Genomic DNA, 16,037 nt, shown 5'->3' with positions numbered 1-16,037 from the left:
GTATCGTTTGGATTGAAGCCTGCGTTGAGAATATTGGTTAATTCGCCATTTGAGTTACATTCGTCCCTTTTTGCCAGCGTTCAATAATCACACTCGGTAAATCAGGTCGACTGAAGTAATACCCTTGAATTTGCTCACAGCCCATTTGATAGAGTTTATCCAGCGCTTGTTGGTTCTCTACCCCCTCAGCGACGAGATCGAGTTTAAGTTGGTTGGCAAGCTGAATAATTAACCACACGATACTCTCAGAGGTTTGGTTGGTAAGTAGGTTACGCACAAATGCTGCGTCAATCTTGATGCAATCAATCGGATAACTGTGGATGTAGTTAAGGCTCGAATAACCTGTCCCAAAGTCATCCAAGGCAATTTTAAAACCCAATTCACGCAATATGGTGAGAATACTGCACACTTCTGCGGCCTTAGAGAGTAAAACCGTTTCTGTCAGTTCAATGGTGAACTCGTCGGCTTGAAAACCATAGGCTTTAATGGTTTTTAATAGATGCTCAAGGTAACGATTGGAATGCGTCAGCTCATCGGCGGAGCAGTTGATGCTTAAGCGAATTTTTTGGTCAATACCTTGTTCTAATTCTTGTTTCGCGATGCAGGCCAATTCGAGAATACGTTCGCCAAATTCGACAATCAGGCCAGATTGCTCTGCTGCTTCAATGAATTCCAGTGGTGTCACCACACCGAGCGTACTGCTATTCCAACGCGTTAAGATCTCAAAATAGTCCCAATTGCTTTGATGCTTTTTCACGATCGGTTGTACGACCACATACAGCTCAGTTTGATGAATTGGCTTACTCAATTCACTACGCAAAGCTTCAATGATTTGTGTACGCCGATAGTATTGATTGCTCAGTAAGTTGTCATAGAAACGAATGCGCGTGTTATGGTTCCGTTTACACTCTTTTAAAGCGAGACTTGCATTGAACAGTAATTGATCGGCATTGAGTTTTTCACCACTGTACTTGGCTATACCAATACTGACACTAATTTTGAGGCGACGATCTTGATCGATATAATCTTGCGCCAGTTTGTTGAGTATGGTTTGGCAGATTTTCATCGGCTCACGATCTGTGGTTAAAAAAGCAAATTCATCAGCGGCGATGCGAAAGGCGTATCCTTCTTCGGGGACGGCTTGTTTTATCGCATCCGCGACAAATTTCAGCACAAGATCTCCCAAATAGTGCCCATGCAGATCGTTTATCGAACGAAATTCATCAATATCAAGAAAGGCCAGGGTGAAATGATGTCTATCTTCTTGAACGAGAGCCGTCAGTTTCTCGGCTAAATCATTACGATTCATTAGACCTGTTAAATTATCATGGGATATTTCATGGCGTAGTTGGTTGACTAAACTTTGCGAGCGAGCGGCGATCTGTTGGCACTCCAAATCATGGGCGATCATTTGAGCCAAAATTTGATGGGTCAAAACTAAGTTATCGTACTGTTCCAATGGGCGAGTAAAGGTGGAGATCAGGATGCCGTAGTTTTCACCATTGGAGAACGAAATCGGGATCCCAAGATAGGCTTCAATCTGGTTTTCTACCAGATAGCCATCGGTAGGGAATCGTTCGGCGACTTGGTGTGTGAATAAGCAGTAAGGTTGCTGCATTAACCCGACTTGCTCACAAGGTGTGCCATGCAATTCGTAATCAGGCTCTAAACCACTGGGTTCAATACTGGCACAAGACAGGTTGTGTGCTTTATAGCGCATTTTGTCTAGCTCAATTACCATCGAACTGTGGCTATTAAACGTTTTATGCAGAAACTGCGTGGCTTGAGAAAGTAGCTCTGAACCGCAAAGCCCATTGAAGTGGTGTATGGCATCCAGACTCAGTTTCTCTGATTTCAATTGAGTGCTCGTCATACTCTGATCTCTCTAGCGGTAACTGACAATATGGAGCTCGTCACGGCGAAGCTCTCTGCCCAATAAGTTGGAAGGTAGTCCTTGCTTCCAAGCCATTTGGATTTATATGCATGTAGTTACTATTGATGAGTTCTGGATGATTTTCCACCCAATTTTTATGGATTAGTCATGGATTTTTAGGCTTACTTTTTTATTTCAATCGTTTACTGAGCAAAAAAATTAGACTGCCGGCAGGAATTTCGATCTGTTAATTGATATTAAAATCACTTATTCGGTTTTGTTTTGCACTAACTTCTGCTTCAAATGATCAAGGAATAGCTGAGTACGGGTATGTTGGTACTCCAATTTGGGGTAATACGCGTATACGGTCGCTTGATCTATAGTGACATCAGGCAATAGGCGAACCAAATTGCCCTGTTTTAGCTCTTCTTTGATCATAATATGCCCAGTGACAATAATCCCCATGCCGGCTTTCCCTGCATAAAACAAGGCTTCAGGGTTGGTGGTGGCGAAATTGCCCGTTAACGTTAGGCGTTTGCCTTGCGCTGTTTTTACTTCGCGAAATGTTTGCTCCCCCCAGCACAGCACATTGTGCTCAGTTAACTCCTGTAGCGTTTGTGGAACGCCATGTTTAGCCAAATAGCTCGGAGAGGCATAAAACGCCGCTTGATACTCAAATAGGGGAGTGGCTTTGAAGCTAAGCGAATTGAGCTGCTCAATTTCACGGCTGATGAACAGATCGAGATGCAGTTCTGGTAATTGTCCCGGTGTGGTGGTGATGAGCTGAACGCGGATATCGGGATAGCGTTGTAAAAACTCATCGAGGTACTGCATCAAAAATTTAGAGCCGACCGCTAAGGTTGCACCGATACGCAGCAAGCCTGCGGGCGTTTGGTTGACGGAGCGTGTTTCATCGACCACGGATTGCCAGCTTTCTAACTGTGCTTTGGCTCGTTGATAAAAAAGCGCTCCGGCCTCGGTCTGCGTAACTGAACGTGTCGTGCGTTTCAGCAGTTGAACTCCAATACGCTCCTCAAGCCAGTGAATACGCTTACTGACCGCCGAACTGGTGGTGTTGAGTTTGCGTGCTGCACCATTGAAACTGCCTTCTTCAACGACTTTGATGTAGGTTTTTGCGCTCTGTAGCCAGTCCATCTCGTGCCCTTATTTGTTCTTGGTTGGAACTAATTTATTTCCAATTTGCGAGATTATCAAATGTGAGTTGCCAATATAGACTCTCTGCCATGAACGCACAAACCTCTACTCGTTTTCGCCGCACCCCCATGCTACTTGCGATGATGATCATCGCTACTGGTCAAGTGGGTGTGAGCATTTATTTGCCCTCACTGCCTCTGATTAGCCGTGATTTACAGGTCGATCAAGCGAGTGCGCAGATGCTCGTCACGCTCTTTTTACTGGGTTTTGGTGGCTCACAGCTATTTTATGGCGCACTGTCCGATGCCGTAGGCCGACGCCCGACGTTTTTGCTTGGGCAAGGTATCTATTTGCTAGGTACTGTGCTCTGCGTGATGATGTCGGATCATTTTCAAGCTCTTGAATTTGGACGCTTATTGCAAGGATTAGGGGCGGGCAGTGCTTCGGTACTTGGGCGTAGTGTGTTGCGAGACAGCTATGATGGTTTCCATCTGACCAAAGCTCTCTCATATCTCTCAATCACCGCGTCAATCATGCCAATTATTGCACCAGTCCTTGGCGGATGGCTGGCGTACCATTTAAGCTGGCAGTCGGTGTTTATTTTTGTGCTGCTCTATATTGGAGCGATTTTTACGCTTGGGTTGATGATCCTGCCAGAAACGCTGCCTTACCCAAAACGGCGAGTTCAATGGCGTGGCATTGTGATTAACTACGCTAAACTGCTTACTAATCAACAAGTCACCAGTAGTGCAAGTTACAACTGGTTAAGTTATTTAGCCAGCTTGGTCACCTTATCCATTTTGCCCTTTCTGCTCCAAAAACAGCTAGGTATGACCGCAGCCGATTACGGCTCGACCCTTATTATTCCCTCTTCAGGTTTATTACTGGGCAGCGTGCTTGTAAACATGCTGACTTCTCGTTTTTCGGTGTGTCAATTGCTGGGGTGTGCGATTAGCTTGATGGTATTTGCGGGCCTTTGGCTGCTGCTGACCGAATTCTCCGTGTTTAACCTGATTTGGGCTTTTACTTGGCTGAGCATCGCGCAGGGCATCTCTTTTCCATTGGCTACAACGCTTTTGTTATCACCTCATAAATCACAAGCGGGGGCGGTTTCTGCGCTTTCTGGTTCGATTCAGATGGGGATCGCAGGTTTACTGGGAGGATATTTGGTGGAGCATTGGGTGACTAGCCAAAATGCAATGGGTGTGTTTTATATTCTGGTCGGCATCACGATGTTGAGTGTATTGATCGCAACGAAAAAAGCGCACTCGCAGCCTAGCGCTGCGCAAATATCAATGTAATTGCCTAGCTTGGTTTGAATCTCGGGCCAGTGATGGTTAGTTTGATAATCGAGATTCACTGCCGCTCAGGTGGAGAAGTGTATATAATCGCCGCTCATTTTTATGGGGAAGAGCTTTCTACGGGGAAACATCATGCAACAGAGTCAATTTGAAGCCTTAATTAAACTTTTATGTGAGCAAGCGACGTTACCGCAAGCCCTAGAACTGCTAAAAAGCAGCGAAGACGAGGCGATTGCTGAAGCGGCGCAATCGCTTTCAGGTCAGTTTGCTTTGGCTGAAGTCGAAGGTGAGCAACGTATTTACCATGTGACCATGGAAGTGGATGAGCAGGGCGAAGAACAAGAATACGTCGAACACATCATGAACGAAGGTGACGACGTGGTGAAATTTGTCGCTTGGTTCTTTGATGGCTTTTTCGATATCAAGCAAAAAGACGTTTACCAAGCGGCAGGTAAAACGTACAAACAACCAAAACGCCATTAATTTGTAATAAAACTACAAAAAAACGTGACCATACTCTTGTTTTGTTGTTTTTCGCTGTTATATTGAGCGCAAAATGTCACTCAACAACAAAGAGGCATGTGTTATGAATAATGAACTCGGTTCTGTTTACCTAGGCCAAATGATCGCTAAACAAGCGATGCATCAAGCTCAGTTTGGTAAAAGCAAAACGAAAAAGCGCTCTTTATTACAGAGAATGCGTCAAAAGTTTAGCCAATAAGCTTATGTGATTAAGCTTTTGCGTTTGAATGTTCAACTGAAAGCGGGAAAACGCTAGGCGAAGAATGATATCGCCCCACAAATGTGTGGGGCGATTTTTTTACGTCACATTCAGTGAAGTCGCTAAGTTTACTGAGCTTGAGATAAGTGAACCGTTTCTTCTTTTTCACCCGCTTTTGGATCGGCAAAACGTGCTTCATCAAAGGCGTTTTCAGATTTCGCCACAATACAAGAGACACAGGCATCACCAGTGATATTCACCGCAGTGCGGATCATATCCAGTAGGCGGTCGACACCCATAATCAGCGCAATCCCTTCCAGTGGCAGACCCACTTGGTTAAGTACCATAGCGAGCATAACTAAGCCAACGCCAGGCACACCCGCAGTACCGACAGAAGCCAGTGTCGCGGTCAGGATCACCATCAGGTAATCGGTCATGGTGAGGTCGATGTTAAAGGCCTGCGCAATAAATGCGGTCGCGACACCTTGCATGATCGCAGTGCCATCCATGTTCACCGTTGCACCGAGTGGTACGGTGAAGGAAGCCACTTTGTTATCGACGCCCAAACGGTTTTTCACCGTTTCCATGGTGACAGGAATGGTGGCATTGGATGACGCAGTCGAAAATGCAAACATAATCGCGTCTTCCATTTTGCGGAAAAACACCATTGGATTCAGGCCTGCAAAGGTTTTCAGCATCAACCCATAGGTGACGAAGGCATGCAGTAACAAAGTCCCCGCCAGCACCACAAAGTATTCCGCTAAATTCAAAATTGCCCCCAGTCCGAGTCCGGTGAAGAGCTTGGCCATCAAGAAAAATACGCCGTAAGGAGCTAAGTGCATCAGCATCGCAACCAGCTTCATGATCACTTCATTGAGATCATTGAACACCTGAGCAATGCGCTCTCCGGGTTTGCCAGCAGCACTGATCGCCACACCAAACAGAACGGCAAAGATAATGATCTGCAAGGTATTGCCTTGCGCCATTGCACTGATTGGGTTGGTTGGGAACATATCCACAATCACTTTACCCAGAGACGGGGCTTCCGCCGAGGTAAAATTGCTGGCGGCGGTTAAATCTGCCCCTGCTCCCGGTTGAAATAAGCTGCCCATAGTGAGTGCAAGAGTGATGGCAATCGCGGTGGTGGCGAGATAAAAACCTAAGGTTTTACTGCCCATTCTGCCCAATGTGGAGAGATCTTTGAGTGAGCTCGTACCACATACCAGTGAAACAAACACCAGTGGCACGACTAACATTTTCAAGCTGGCGATAAAAATCTTGCCGCCAACATCAAACAGTCCATTAACGATATATGCGTCTACAAATCCATTTCCTGCAAACAGGGCGCGAATCGCAAATCCAGTCAAAATACCGGCTACCATACCAAGGATGACCTTAGCGGTGAGCGATAACGGTTTTTTGGTATTCATCCAGAACACTCCTTATAGTTTTCCGCTCTGACATCATTGCAAAGCGAGCCGGAGGTTAGCAGGCGTAATCAAAAACTCGAAAATAAAAAGCAAATCTCGCTGTTTGGTTGTGATCTTTATCACTTAAATGGCTGGTTTTTGTCGTATTTGGTAACAAAGTTTTAGCTTTAAATCTTGTCTTTATTATCAAATGCAACATATAAGTTTGTATATGCAACAAAAATAGCCATTCTCAACGGGTGAAAATGGCGGGGGTGAAGAGGGTTAATGCGGTTGCGGTTGGCGTGAAAGTCGGGCGTTACGAAGAGAAAAACCGGTAACCAACATGGTACCTGCCAAGACTAGTAAAGTACCGAACAGGGTGTTGAGCCCTATCGGTTCATCGAGGATCCAGTAGCCCCACAAGATGCCAAAAACGGGGATGAGGAAGGTAACGGAAAGTGTGGATGCCGCACCAATGGCTTTCACCAAACGGAAATAGATTAAGTAAGCCAACCCAGTACAAATGACCCCCAGCAATATCACCGCTCCCCATTCTAAGCTGGAAGGCGTTTCACGTAGAGGAACAAACCACATGAGTGGAGCAACCCATAAACACGCGGCCCACATACTGCCATGGGCATTTTCAAACGCGGAGACCTGGGGTGCTTGTTTGGTGTAGTTGGTGGCTAAGCCGTAACTGGCTGCTGCGAGCGCGGCGCATACCATCGGTAGCGCAGCGTGATGTCCTATCGCCACCATATCCCATCCTACAATAACCGCCACACCGCTTACGCCTAACAGAAGCCCAGCCACCGCTTTACGGGAGAGAGGAGTACCATGCCAGAGAAAGCCAATCACTGCTCCCCAGATGGGCGCTGTGGAGTTGAGTATGGAGAGTGTTGAAACATTTAGAGTTAACGCCGCATAAGCAAACAGTAAAAAGGGAACGGCGGTATTGATTAAGCCCAAAATCAAAAAATGTGGCCAATGCTGGCGTATTGGCAGTGATCGCCTGAGTAGCTGCGCCACCAAAAAGAGACTGAGTGCGGCAAATCCTACGCGAGCTTCTATCAGGTAAGCGGGACCAAAGCTGTGGGCAGCAATACGCATAAAAAGAAATGATCCACCCCAAATCGCAGCCAAACAGAGTAGTTGTAGCAAGTTCACCAACGACATACTTCTCCCTCCTTCAATCTAAAGAGCACTCACTCTCGGCTACAAAGCGAAAATATGCAATCAGCAAATCGATTAGATTGCCGGAAATCGCGTGTGTCGATTGATGCACAGTGCGACGTAACCCAACAACGGTTTCAAAAGCGGCCATCGAAGTGAGGAGCACTAGGAAATGAGATCCCTGCCAGTGTTAGGTTTGTTTATCAATAGTGAATTTTTACTATGCGAAATAAGTCACGGTTTGTTTGGTGGTGAATTCATAAATTCATTTTTTTGCTGCTCTACATAAGGAAATTCCATAATGAATAAAAAACTTCTGACGCTTGCCATCACAGGTGTTGTGGCTCTAACCCTACCTTACTCTGTGAACGCTAAAGAGAATGCGGTCAAGCCAAGCGTTGAATACAGTCAATTTGTTACGCAACGTCAAGTGGTGGATCAACTTCTTGAAGAGGCATTAACCGCGTTTAAATCGCCAGCACGAGTCTCTCATGCTGGGTTTACGGCCAAAATGCCGAGTAACATGGAAATGGTGACTCAGCGTTTGCTCGAAGCTTATCAACTGGAACCTTATCGCACCGACCTACTGATTTCTGCTGCGAATGCGCAGATTTACAACAAGAATGTTGATCAAGCGATTGAACTGTTTAACCAAGCACTCAGTGTGGCTCCTGATGACGTAGATCTACACACCTACCTAGCCGTGTGGCAAAAATTTAAAGGAAACGATGTGGCTTACCAGAAACACGTCAAAGCTGTGCAATCTTTAAATGCAGGACGAGCGGCAGATTTGCAACGTATTCTGGCTACGGTTGACCGAATCGTAGCAACGCCGTTGAAAGCAGAAGCGACCCAAAAGCTTGGTAAAGATGGTGCGATTGTGACGTTGGGCTACGCACTTAATCCTGATGGCTCAATGCACGACATTTTGGTTAAGCGTTTAGAAACGACTCTTGATATGGCAAAAGCTAACCCAGAAGCCATGATTGTTTTGACTGGGGGAGTACCGCAAAATCATAAAACGGAAGGGAAATTGATGGCGGATTGGTTAATTGAGCGCGGAGTGAGTGCTGCACGAATTATTGAAGAAAACTACGCGACAAGTACAGTCGATAACGCCTTGTACAGTAGCTACGCCTTAGCTCGTCATGGTATTAAGCATGCGACCATCATCAGCTCGGCAAGTCATGTTCGCCGGGGACAAACCTTGTTTGAAATTGCGAGTTGGCAAACAGGTCCGAAAGGGATTAGTTTCGATACCGTTTCTTATCCTGATAAACCATTGAATGAGCTTGAAAAGGCGTCGAGTGGTGAACTGCTAGGGATTTACCGTGATGCGCTGCGTACTTACGGTATGTGGAGCTACCGCTCTTATCCACTAGAATCTCGCTAGGTTTATTCAAGATATTGATTTGAGGCCGCGTGATTGCGGCCTTTGTGTTTGTGTGGTTAGTGCTTTGTCAGTTGAATTCCCTCTGCATTTGCTTTTCAATAGCCCGGTGAATAGCAAAAGGAATGTTTATTGTGGCTCGTCCTAAAATTCCGCGCCGAATTGAGTGTCACCCGCCAGCATCGTGTTTTAAACCCAACGGTGTTCCTATGAGTCAGCTCGCTCGTGTTGAGTTAGCCCCAGATGAACTGGAAGCGTTGAGATTGGTTGATCAGCTTGGCTTGCAGCAGCAGCAGGCTGCATTGCAAATGCAGGTATCACGGCAAACCTTAGCCAATCTGGTCAAAGCGGCGCGTTTTAAAGTTGTCGACTGTCTGCTTCATCAAAAGGCGCTTTATATCCAATCCATGGACATTGACCCATCGGATTAAGCTATTAAACCAATTGGGATAAGCAGCCTGCTAAATGCCAGAGTGAGTGATAGATTGTCTGTCACAGAACCGCTGTGACCAACCACTTTCTCCTTCTATCCATGCGTTGAGAGTGGTTCTTTTGCCAAGCGCATTATTCACCTGGCTCCCCCGAATAGAGGCTTATCACCTCATTCGGGGATTTTTTTATGCTGAAATTGATTGTGGCGAATAAAGTAGTCAATTTGATGGGCGGTTTGATGACTGTAAACCAATCCTGTATGACTTTGATGCAAGAGAAGATGATCAGTCATTCCTGAGATTTGAGTCTCGGCAACCGTGACCGTGCCATCACACATTCCTGAACCACCGAGTAAGATTGGGCGAAATCCGAAACGCAATGTTCCTGCGATGCAACCCAGCCGTTGTGGCAATTCCCAGCTATCTTGATGCAATTGCAAGCCATACAGATGTGCGTTACCTAACATGGCTCCTAGTCCTAACTGCTGGATCTTAGCGACAATTGATGCCCCTTTAAGAGGGGAGGCCAAAGCAACCACATGAGAAATCACATTAGGTGAAGGGTGACGAGAACGTAGATAATGTTTGATCATCAATCCACCCAAACTATGTCCTACCAACACGTTGATGCGATCTTGTGCCAGTGCGCAGTCTATGGCTTGAAATACTTTTTCATCATCGATGGCTAAAGTGTTGTAGCTGATCACTTCTGTCTGATATCCGAGTTTATTGAGACGTTGCGCGAGAGGTTGCATCACCAAACCATGCATATACAAACCGTGCAGTATTACAATCTTCATCAGTCGCAGAACCTTTGCCGAAGGTCAGGCCTATTATCTAACCATGCTTGAATAGGAATAAACAGTGTAGAGATCCGATTAACGATAGAAAAAACGAGAATAATGAAGGGACATCATTCTCGTTAGTGCATCAAATCCATGATGGTGAGTCCTTTAGGTGAACTTACCAATCGCGAGATAAAAAGCTTTGTTCCGTTTGGCTATTGCCAGTGGAGTCGGTCACAGTAAATTTCACGACTTGCGAATGAGGCTCGTAGTTTTTGATGATCAAGGTGCCATTTTCTGAGGTTTGATAGGCCTCGTTATCCGCACCTTCCACTTTTACTGGGTAGTTAGCAACAGGGGTTCCATCCTGTGTGAGCCTTAATAGCGCGGTATTTTGGCTCGTTGATACGCTCATTTTTAACTCAGAAGCATTGGCGTGGATTGGTAGTACAATCGCAGTTGCGAGTAACAAAACAGGGGTTAGTTTTTGCATAAATAAAGTCCTCATAATGATTGTTGATGTGTCAATTCACATTCGCCGCTTAGCATAATTGGCTGTTGCAAAGTAAACGATGGGAGTGATTCGTTTTAGTTGTTCAAAAAAATAGAACAAAGTTAATGAATGAAACTGCTCGCCAATACTGTTTTTGTTGCAAACTTGTAACTTCTTGACTTGCTTATTACAATAGATTTAATTAACTGTGTTTTTATTGGGAAGTATTTTCTTGGTAGATGAAATGATAAATAAAATCAGTAAAGCTACTAACTATTTGTAACTGAATTATCGATGAGCGAATAATTCTAATAAATCTATTCCAGTGTTATGATGGCAAATCAAACACAGCAAAATAGAGAATATTCGTGGACGTAAATATCAAATCACCAAGAATACCCATTAATGATACTGTTGCCTTACAGCAGTTAGAGAGAATATCAACGAAGTGGGTCACGCATATACTTTGGCATTTAGACTCTTCTGAGTCCGCTCGTTTTGGTGAACTTCAATATTCATTGAATGGCATTTCAGCAAAAATGTTAAGCCACAGATTGAAGATGCTTGAAGAGATTGGCTGGGTATGGCGTGAGCAGCAGCCTACCATACCCGTGACGGTTTATTACGGCTTGACCCAATCGGGTAGAGTCGTGGCGAGCGGATTATATCAGTGGATAGATCATGTCGTAGAAAATGAACGAGAACCACTTTTAGAAAGTAATTAAGTAACGAATTCACTCACTTTAGCCTGCAATCTCATTTGCAGGCTTTTTATTTATCTAATCTAGACTGTTTTAAATATGTCATGAAATATTCAAATCAATGTCATGAATTAAATTATGATAAATATACGTATTGATAAAGTTTGATCACCATCCAGTGATTTATTTAATTCGATAATGTTGACTTTTATTTCTGGTACAAAATCACACTATCTAGGTTGTGTTTCTGTGTCGTTTTTATTTATAACAACAACACTTATTCATCACGGATGTGTATCAAATGAAGCTATCAAGATTGTTATTTTTATCGTTTGTTGTTCTATTTTTTTTAGGTATTTCTTTACTCTATTTTACCTATTCAAGTACACCGCGTACTAACTTGCCTGATGAGCGGCAGGAGCACGTCATCGCTCCGAAACCGGCACCTGAGATTGAGTTATCGATTCATGAACACCCTGCTGTTGAGCTTGAGTCAACGGAAAATCGGGTAGTGAATGAGCAGGAAGAAGTGCAAGAGCTAGGTGAAGATCCTCGTGTGACCGAGCCACAAAACGTAGAGCAAGTCTGGCAGCCCATCAATCCTACGCCTGAACTGGCAGACCTGAAGCCGAAGAGCCAAGCCGTCACTGATATTCAAGCGATTGAATTTGAAAATATCGATCAGTTTCGCGTGTTAATGGCGGGGGATTCAGCCACTTTGCAGCTTCCAAATGGAGAGAGTATTCGAGTTCTGATTGATGAGGCGCAAACTCAAGCTCAAGGCATACAAACATGGGCCGGAAACTTTGAGACGCAGGGAGGCACTTTTCCGGTGACATTCACTTTTGGCCAACATTCCATCATGGGTTTTATTGGTCATCCCCAAGGTTCTATCAAAATAGAAGGGGTCGGACACCAAGCATGGGTGTACCAAGTCCCTGATAGCCACGGTTTCGATCACGATACGCAATCGCACGATCGTGCTCATTAACCTCGCGCTTATCGCGCATTTACACAAAAACTAGGAGTTATTATGAAAAAGGCGTCATTGGCACTGGCCGTAAGTGTCGGACTTTGCTCACCTGCAATTTGGGCTACGACCCAAATTGATGTATTAGGCTTATACACCCCAGATACTGCGAAAGGGTTTAAGCAAGAGCATGTCGCTCAAATGCAGCACAGCGTGAACGTAGCGAACAAAGTCCTGAAAGACAGTGGTCTGGACATCAATGTTAATTTAGCCGCAACCAAAGAAGTGCAATACGACACACAACCGGGATTGAAGAAATCTCAGAGTGAAGTGCTCGATGCTGCAACTCCATCTAATTGGCTCGACCCAGCTTTTGCGGATGTTGAAGCTTATCGCCAACAAGTTGGGGCGGATATGGTGGCTATTTTTCGCTACCTTGATGTCAATAACTCACCCGATTATGAGCGTCTCTCGAATGGTGGTTACTCAATTAGCTGTGGTTTGGCTTGGATTGTGGCTCCTTCAGCGTGGAAATATCCACAAAATGCAAAGAAAAGCATGTATAGCCATAGCTATTTAAATGAGTGTGGCGCGGAAACCTTTATCCATGAATTAGGGCATAACTTTGGTCTTCAGCATGCTCATGAGCAGTATCAAAATGAAGATGGTTCACTCTATCTTCCACATCTTAAAGATGGCACGGAAGTCGATGCTTATGGCTATGGGATTAAAGGGCAATTTGCCACCATCATGGCATACCCACACTTATTTGGCGTGGGACGCAGTTATAAGTTCTCTAGCCCCAATTTACAGTGTGAAGGTGCTCCTTGTGGTGTGAAAGATTATGCCAACTCAGTACGTGCGATAGGCCTCACGGCTCCACATATTGCGCAAGTCTATACGGGTACAAATCCTCCGGTTGATGATGGAAATCCCGGGGATACAGAACCGACAGACAATACGAATAACGTTTTTACGATAAAAGGTCCGCTTGCACTACCGGATATGAAGATCCTGACTTTGCCGATCGTGGTAAGCGCTCAGCAATCCAGCACGGCGCAGGTTGCGATTGACATTACCCATGAATACCGTGGCGATCTGAGCATTAGGCTGTATGCTCCAGATGGAAGCTATTGGGTATTGAAGCAAGCAAACCGTTATGATCGTGGCCAAAGTTATAAAGTGCAATTCACGCTAAATGACGTTGATCCGTCTGCTGCTGAAGGAGAGTGGCGTCTTGAGATCCAAGATCACTTCGGTGGCAAATTGGGCACCTTGAACCAGTTCCAAATCACCTTCCCGTAAGGGTTTAGTTTTTTAGCCACGCAAGCAAGTCTGAAAATAGATGACTTCGTTACTGGCTAAGCGATAAACCGTCGCAGGTTTGCCGCCTTTACCTTTGCTAGAGGCGGTAATTTTATTAGTACTGACAATTACTCCGGTATCGATCAGCCGACGTTTTACCGTCATGCGATTGACGTCCACTCCGAATTTGGCGTAAGCCTCAATAATATCCGCCACCAAAAACTCCTGCTCAAGTGAGAACAGCACGACTGAAGTGTACTCAACCGCTGCGCGTAGTTTTTTCCATGCATGCTGAATTTGCGCCACATGATCAAACGCCAGCACTTGTTTACCTTGCAAAATCGTCTCTAGTGCAAACCAATTAACACGGCTCTTATCCATCCCAGCCTCTTCAATCTGCGTGACGTTGGAATGATTGAGCAGGGCATAGTGAGAAATACTGATGCTCCAACCGCTTGGGTCGCGCTTAGGATTACCGTCCACCAAAGGATCACTGATGAAGTTGGGGTAAGTATGGATTTTCTGGCGGCAGATGCGCCGACGCGCAGAATCAAAATCTTTGTCAGCGGGTTCGCCACCTTGTGCGCTGAGATCCTCATCAAACACCCAACCACCGGGAATCGCCCAAAGACCGCAATCAGGGCGGTTTGGATTGCTGCGTTTGACCAACAAGGTCTCAATGCCCTTAGGGGCAAGGCGCAAACAGATCATATCAATGGTGACAATCATACAAGGTTCCTACATTAGGGTGCGGCTATTCTAGGTAACTGAATGGTAAGGGTCAAATGTAAATAACAAAATGTGATTAACTGAATGTTGGGCAGTTTATTGCAGACTGAATACCATAGAAGGCGTGCTGGCGATACTTTGAGGATGCTTTAACCGAAGATTCCTTCTGTTTATTGTGGGTTTGTCACAAAAGTTGACAAACATAGAGGGCTCCATTATCGTGCCTGAAAAAGTTAGCAACAAAATGTTACTAACATCCGAAGTGTACTGAAGGACGGCAATCATGAATCCACGCCTGTTTTCTCCCCACATCATTCGTAGCCTGCTCGATCTTGATGCTTATAAAATCAATATGATGCAAGCGATACACCATTTTTATCCGGATGTGTCGGTGCGCTACGAATTGATTGTGCGCAGTGAAGAGGATGCCAGCGGACTTCTTGATGTCATCCGTCAGGAGATCGCTCATCTTGGCACATTGCGCTTTTCGGATGCTGATATTCATTATTTGACTCAGCATGCGCCACATCTCAAGGCGACCTTCTTGCAATCGTTGCGTTATTTCCATTTTGTGCCTCAAGAGCAAGTAGAAATGGGGATTGTCAAACAAGGTGGAAAACAGCAACTGCGGATCAGTATTCGTGGCAGTTGGCGTGACACGATTTTGTATGAAACCTTAGTGATGGCGATCGTATCTGAAGTACGCAGTCGTCAGCGTTGGGCTGAGGTACCTGCTGATTTACCACTGAAGGTGCTCAAAACCAAGCTTGAACAATTAAAAGCGCAGATTGAGCGTCGTGGGATCAACAACTTTTCTTTGACCGAAATGGGGACCCGCCGCCGCTTTTCTAGCCAAGTGCAGCGTGATGTGTTGGCTTGCCTGAAGCAAGAGATCCCACAATGGGTGCTGGGTACCAGCAACTACCATTTCGCTCGTGAATTTGATTTAAAGCCGATTGGCACCATCGCCCATGAATGGTTTATGGGGCATCAAGCTTTGGTTAATGAGCGCGATTCACAACAAGTGGCGTTAGAGCGCTGGTTGACGGCGTTTGATGGCATGCTCGCCATTGCCCCGACCGATACTTTAACCATCGATGCCTTCTTGAATGATTTCAACCGTCATTTGGCAAACGCTTATGATGGTGTGCGCCATGATTCGGGCTGCCCATTCCGTTGGGGGGATAAAATGATTGCCCACTACCAGCAGTTGGGGATTGATCCCACCACCAAGCTTTTCATTTTCTCGGATGGTTTGGATTTCGGGCAGGCACTGGATCTGTGTGAATATTTTGCTGGGCGAGTGAAGATTTCTTTCGGGATCGGCACCTTTTTAACCAATGATTTAGCGAATTGGCGTAATGCGGCGGGGGTTGAGTATCGCCCACTCTCGATTGTGATTAAGCTTGCGGAGTGTCAAGGTCGCCCTGTGGCGAAAATCAGCGATCAACCAGAAAAAGCCATGTGTGAAGATCCGATCTTTTTGGCCAATCTCAAACGGCGCTTTAACATCGAATTGGATGTGGATGCGCTTATCCATGAGCTGCGTCATCAAAAGCGTTCACCACGACACTATATTTCAGCGGCCTAATCGCCGC

Annotated in this window: 16 protein-coding genes; 9 read left to right on the top strand and 7 right to left on the bottom strand. The window is 45.5% G+C overall.

What is annotated here, in order from left to right; genetic code table 11:
- Nucleotides 1-37: 37 nt before the first annotated feature.
- Nucleotides 38-1,873 (bottom strand): putative bifunctional diguanylate cyclase/phosphodiesterase, encoded by a 1,836-nt coding sequence (locus tag GOU96_RS03105; RefSeq protein ID WP_076007865.1) that lies wholly within the window; start codon nucleotides 1,871-1,873, stop codon nucleotides 38-40.
- Nucleotides 1,874-2,140: 267 nt separating this feature from the next.
- Nucleotides 2,141-3,028, bottom strand: a complete 888-nt coding sequence (locus tag GOU96_RS03100) for a LysR family transcriptional regulator (protein WP_000383983.1) — start codon at nucleotides 3,026-3,028, stop codon at nucleotides 2,141-2,143.
- Between the two features lie 89 nt (nucleotides 3,029-3,117).
- On the opposite strand from GOU96_RS03100, the gene GOU96_RS03095 reads away from it, so the two are divergent.
- The 3 genes from GOU96_RS03095 to GOU96_RS03085 all read left to right on the top strand — a co-directional run bounded on the left by GOU96_RS03095 (nucleotide 3,118) and on the right by GOU96_RS03085 (nucleotide 5,050).
- Complete coding sequence (locus GOU96_RS03095; RefSeq protein ID WP_258502868.1) at nucleotides 3,118-4,329, top strand: multidrug effflux MFS transporter; 1,212 nt, start codon at nucleotides 3,118-3,120, stop codon at nucleotides 4,327-4,329.
- A 132-nt stretch (nucleotides 4,330-4,461) separates the two neighbouring features.
- A complete protein-coding gene (locus tag GOU96_RS03090; RefSeq protein WP_267780806.1) occupies nucleotides 4,462-4,812 on the top strand; it encodes a hypothetical protein in 351 nt (116 codons plus the stop codon).
- Between the two features lie 103 nt (nucleotides 4,813-4,915).
- Nucleotides 4,916-5,050 (top strand): hypothetical protein, encoded by a 135-nt coding sequence (locus tag GOU96_RS03085; RefSeq protein ID WP_001058399.1) that lies wholly within the window; start codon nucleotides 4,916-4,918, stop codon nucleotides 5,048-5,050.
- Between the two features lie 128 nt (nucleotides 5,051-5,178).
- Here the strand turns inward: GOU96_RS03085 and GOU96_RS03080 are convergent, their stop codons facing one another.
- Entirely contained in the window at nucleotides 5,179-6,480 is a 1,302-nt protein-coding gene (locus tag GOU96_RS03080) for a dicarboxylate/amino acid:cation symporter (protein WP_001093088.1), read from the bottom strand.
- Nucleotides 6,481-6,744: 264 nt separating this feature from the next.
- The gene (locus GOU96_RS03075; protein WP_000060643.1) at nucleotides 6,745-7,638 is read right to left on the bottom strand and encodes a DMT family transporter; all 894 of its coding nucleotides are present in this window, start codon (nucleotides 7,636-7,638) and stop codon (nucleotides 6,745-6,747) included.
- Nucleotides 7,639-7,936: 298 nt separating this feature from the next.
- Here GOU96_RS03075 and GOU96_RS03070 point away from each other — a divergent pair, with 298 nt between their 5' ends.
- A complete protein-coding gene (locus tag GOU96_RS03070; RefSeq protein ID WP_001035629.1) occupies nucleotides 7,937-9,028 on the top strand; it encodes a YdcF family protein in 1,092 nt (363 codons plus the stop codon).
- A gap of 131 nt (nucleotides 9,029-9,159) precedes the next feature.
- Nucleotides 9,160-9,456, top strand: a complete 297-nt coding sequence (locus GOU96_RS03065) for a DUF134 domain-containing protein (RefSeq protein ID WP_001891137.1) — start codon at nucleotides 9,160-9,162, stop codon at nucleotides 9,454-9,456.
- A gap of 170 nt (nucleotides 9,457-9,626) precedes the next feature.
- Here GOU96_RS03065 and GOU96_RS03060 read toward each other — a convergent pair whose 3' ends face one another.
- Nucleotides 9,627-10,256, bottom strand: a complete 630-nt coding sequence (locus tag GOU96_RS03060) for an esterase/lipase family protein (RefSeq protein WP_000706539.1) — start codon at nucleotides 10,254-10,256, stop codon at nucleotides 9,627-9,629.
- A 163-nt stretch (nucleotides 10,257-10,419) separates the two neighbouring features.
- On the bottom strand, nucleotides 10,420-10,734 hold the full coding sequence (locus tag GOU96_RS03055; RefSeq protein WP_001170982.1) for a hypothetical protein: 315 nt from the start codon (nucleotides 10,732-10,734) through the stop codon (nucleotides 10,420-10,422).
- Nucleotides 10,735-11,102: 368 nt separating this feature from the next.
- Between GOU96_RS03055 and GOU96_RS03050 the strand changes: the two genes are divergently transcribed.
- From GOU96_RS03050 to GOU96_RS03040, 3 genes are all read left to right on the top strand, one after another.
- Entirely contained in the window at nucleotides 11,103-11,459 is a 357-nt protein-coding gene (locus GOU96_RS03050; protein ID WP_000382998.1) for a winged helix-turn-helix transcriptional regulator, read from the top strand.
- A 277-nt stretch (nucleotides 11,460-11,736) separates the two neighbouring features.
- A complete protein-coding gene (locus tag GOU96_RS03045; RefSeq protein ID WP_267780800.1) occupies nucleotides 11,737-12,426 on the top strand; it encodes a hypothetical protein in 690 nt (229 codons plus the stop codon).
- A gap of 42 nt (nucleotides 12,427-12,468) precedes the next feature.
- Complete coding sequence (locus GOU96_RS03040) at nucleotides 12,469-13,710, top strand: zinc-dependent metalloprotease family protein (RefSeq protein ID WP_267780798.1); 1,242 nt, start codon at nucleotides 12,469-12,471, stop codon at nucleotides 13,708-13,710.
- Nucleotides 13,711-13,722: 12 nt separating this feature from the next.
- Here GOU96_RS03040 and GOU96_RS03035 read toward each other — a convergent pair whose 3' ends face one another.
- Nucleotides 13,723-14,439, bottom strand: a complete 717-nt coding sequence (locus GOU96_RS03035; RefSeq protein WP_134987422.1) for an NUDIX hydrolase — start codon at nucleotides 14,437-14,439, stop codon at nucleotides 13,723-13,725.
- Nucleotides 14,440-14,722: 283 nt separating this feature from the next.
- Between GOU96_RS03035 and pncB the strand changes: the two genes are divergently transcribed.
- Complete coding sequence (gene pncB / locus GOU96_RS03030) at nucleotides 14,723-16,030, top strand: nicotinate phosphoribosyltransferase (protein ID WP_267780795.1); 1,308 nt, start codon at nucleotides 14,723-14,725, stop codon at nucleotides 16,028-16,030.
- Nucleotides 16,031-16,037 lie beyond the last annotated feature (7 nt).

This window comes from Vibrio sp. R-1 (assembly GCF_035615595.1).
GTDB lineage: Bacteria > Pseudomonadota > Gammaproteobacteria > Enterobacterales > Vibrionaceae > Vibrio > Vibrio cholerae.
This window is presented reverse-complemented; position numbering and strand designations above follow the sequence as displayed.